Origin of the sequence: Micromonospora sp. NPDC047753 (assembly GCF_040642735.1) — a bacterium.
Classification (GTDB): domain Bacteria; phylum Actinomycetota; class Actinomycetes; order Mycobacteriales; family Micromonosporaceae; genus Micromonospora.
The window spans coordinates 9,233-11,879 of record NZ_JBEYSL010000187.1 but is presented as its reverse complement, the minus strand read 5'-3'; the positions used below and the strand labels follow the sequence as shown (position 1 = coordinate 11,879).

The 2,647-nt window shown below is 72.3% G+C and carries 1 protein-coding gene and 1 pseudogene; one reads left to right on the top strand and one right to left on the bottom strand.

What is annotated here, in order from left to right; translation table 11 throughout:
• Positions 1-95 precede the first annotated feature (95 nt).
• Positions 96-1,007 (bottom strand): annotated as a pseudogene (locus ABZ749_RS17475) (sigma-70 factor domain-containing protein); the annotation flags it as partial.
• Positions 1,008-1,672: 665 nt separating this feature from the next.
• Here ABZ749_RS17475 and ABZ749_RS17470 point away from each other — a divergent pair.
• On the top strand, positions 1,673-2,491 hold the full coding sequence (locus ABZ749_RS17470) for an inositol monophosphatase family protein (protein ID WP_357228868.1): 819 nt from the start codon (positions 1,673-1,675) through the stop codon (positions 2,489-2,491).
• The last annotated feature ends 156 nt before the right edge of the window (positions 2,492-2,647 follow it).

Genomic DNA, 2,647 nt, shown 5'->3' with positions numbered 1-2,647 from the left:
CCACCACAACTCCATCATCGACGGAGGAGTTGCCGCCGTCCGGGAGACCCACTATCGCGCGATCTTGCACTTTCTGCGGTGACACAGGTGGCGTACGCCTCCAGGAGGTGGTTCTTGGCCCGCTCGCCGTCGCGGGAGATCCAGCCCAGGTCACGGACCATCTCCCGGACGAGCTTCTCCTCGCCCTCGTCGGCGGCCCGCAGCCGCTCGGCGGCGTAGAGCCCGGCCTCGATCCGCTTGGCCAGCTCCACCTCCTGCTCGGCGTTGAGCAGCGGAACCTTGCCGATCTGCTTCAGGTACGCCCGGACGGAGTCGGCGGAGGCGGTCAGCTCGGCGTCGCGTCGCGCCTGCTTGAGGGCCTCGGACTCTTCGTCGTCCCACTCGAAGTCGTTGTCGGTCGCCGAGGCGGCTGCGTCGGTCTCGGCTGCCTGGGCCAGCTCGGCCGGCTCCTCGACCACCACGTCCTCGATCGCGGCGGCCAGCTCCTCCGGGTCGATCTCGCCCTCGGCGCCCTCGCCCTTGGCCTTGCCGCCAGCCTTGGTCGGCTTGGCCCCGGCAGCCGCTGCCACCGTCGCCTTGGTGGCTCGGGTCGACTTGGTCGCCTTCGTCGGCGTCGCCATTGCGGCCTCGGCGCCGGTCGCCTTGCGAGCGGCCACCTTGCGCGGAGCCGACGTCGCCGGGGCGTCGTCGCCGGCGGGTGCCTGCTTCGGAGCCGGCGCGGCGGCCTTCTTGGTGGTCTTGGCGGTGGTGGCCCGGGACGCGGGCGTGGTCGAGCGGGCCGCGGCGACGCGGCGGCGGGTGCTCGCCGAGCCGTCCACCACGACGGTCACTCCCGCCTCGGAGAGCGCCCGCAGGATCTTCTTGGCCTGGGCCGGAGTCACCTCGGCGGACTCGACGGTGCGCGCGAGCTGAGCCGACGTGAGCTGACCACCGGCGCTCTGGGCGTGGGCGATCAGGGTGTCGGTGAGCGAGCGAACGTCGGCGCCGGGCTGGCGGGGTTCTGTCACGAATGACCTTCCGGAGGCGAAGAGCGGGCACGGCGGGTTCGTCCAGCGCAGCGAGGGTTACCGTGCCGGGCGATGTGGTTGAGGGACCCTCGTGTCACGGTCCGGCCGGTGGTCGGCGGTCCGTGCCGCGTGGGCAGGGGTGAATTGTAACGCCGTCTGCGGCGATCATCCTGCTCCGCACCGCGTACCGCCGGTGGGGACCGTCGGTGGGGTGGAGATATGGGCTTCGCGGTAATGATAGCCGCGCGGCCGGCGAAGGGCTTCCGTCGTCGCGCCGGGTGGCGCGCAGAACGTGTCCGAACTGCCGTTTGAGCAGGCAGTACGTGGTCGACGTGGCGGTTGCGAGGGTGCGCGTGTGGATCACCGGGGTCGTTGTCGGCCTGGCCAGTGGCGTCCCCACCAGGTCGCGGTTGGGCAACGGTTGTGAGCCGAGCGTGGACGGGGCGGTAAGCACTTAAGCGACATTACCAACCGAAAGGGGCATATTGGCGGAGGTCGGCCGGTCAAGCTGCGAGGGCGGTGCCGTGCGCCCACTTCGCAGCGGATCCAGACGCCGAAGATCCCTGCTCTGGTGCCGTCGTACGGCGTCGGGAACGATGATCTTCCGAGGCTGGGTCGGTAGTTCACCCACCCACATGCACTCGGAGTGCGGAAAGAGGCGAATCATGACCAACTCGGCTACGACACCGTCGGAGCTGCTGACCATCGCGGTGAAGGTGGCTCGGGACGCGGCGGACACCGCGTACCGGATGCGTGCCGAGGGGGTCGTCGTCGCCGCCACCAAGAGCACCGTCACCGACGTGGTCACCGCCGCCGACCGCGCGGTCGAGCGGCAGATCCTCGCCGCGTTGGCCGCGCTACGCCCCGACGACTCGGTGCTGGGCGAGGAGTACGGCGAGGAAGCCGCCGGCGCGGCGCGCAGCGGAGTGCGCTGGATCGTCGACCCGATCGACGGGACTGTGAACTACCTCTACGGGCTGCCGTACTCCGCTGTCTCGCTGGCCGCCGAGGTGAACGGGGTGGTGGTTGCCGGCGTCGTGCGCAACGTGAGTACCGGCGAGGAATGGACCGCCACGGCCGGCGGCGGGGCCTGGCGCGACGGTGCACGCCTGCGCTGCTCCGGCGAGGTGGACCTGGGGCAGGCGCTGGTCGGCACCGGCTTCGGGTACGACGCCGGCCGTCGGGCGCACCAGGCGCAGGTGGTGGCCGGGCTGATCGCACACGTACGGGACATCCGGCGACTCGGCGCGGCGGCGCTGGACCTCTGTTTGGTCGCCGAGGGGCGGCTCGACGCGTACTTCGAGAAGGGTCTTGCGGCTTGGGACCTGGCGGCTGGCGGGCTGGTGGCCGCCGAGGCGGGGGTCCGGGTCGCTGGCCTGGCCGGTCGGCCGCCGGGGCCGGACCTGGTGGTCGCGGCCCCGCCCGCGCTCTTCGCGCCGCTGCACGACCGCTTGGCCGCGCTGGACGCCTCCGGCGGTCCCTGACCGGCGGATCAGGTCGGCCCGCTCTGAGCGGCCGGCTCCGGCCTTCCGGCACCCCATTCCAGCCGGTGGGCCGGGCTTCGGCCGGTGGGCCGGGCTTCGGCCGGTGGGCCGGGCTTCGGCCGGTGGGCCGGGCTTCGGCCGGTGGGCCGGGCTTCG

Excerpts from the sequence above, each read along its gene's own strand:
- ABZ749_RS17470 (WP_357228868.1), top strand. The coding sequence starts at position 1,673 with ATGACCAACTCGGCTACGACACCGTCGGAGCTGCTGACCATCGCGGTG.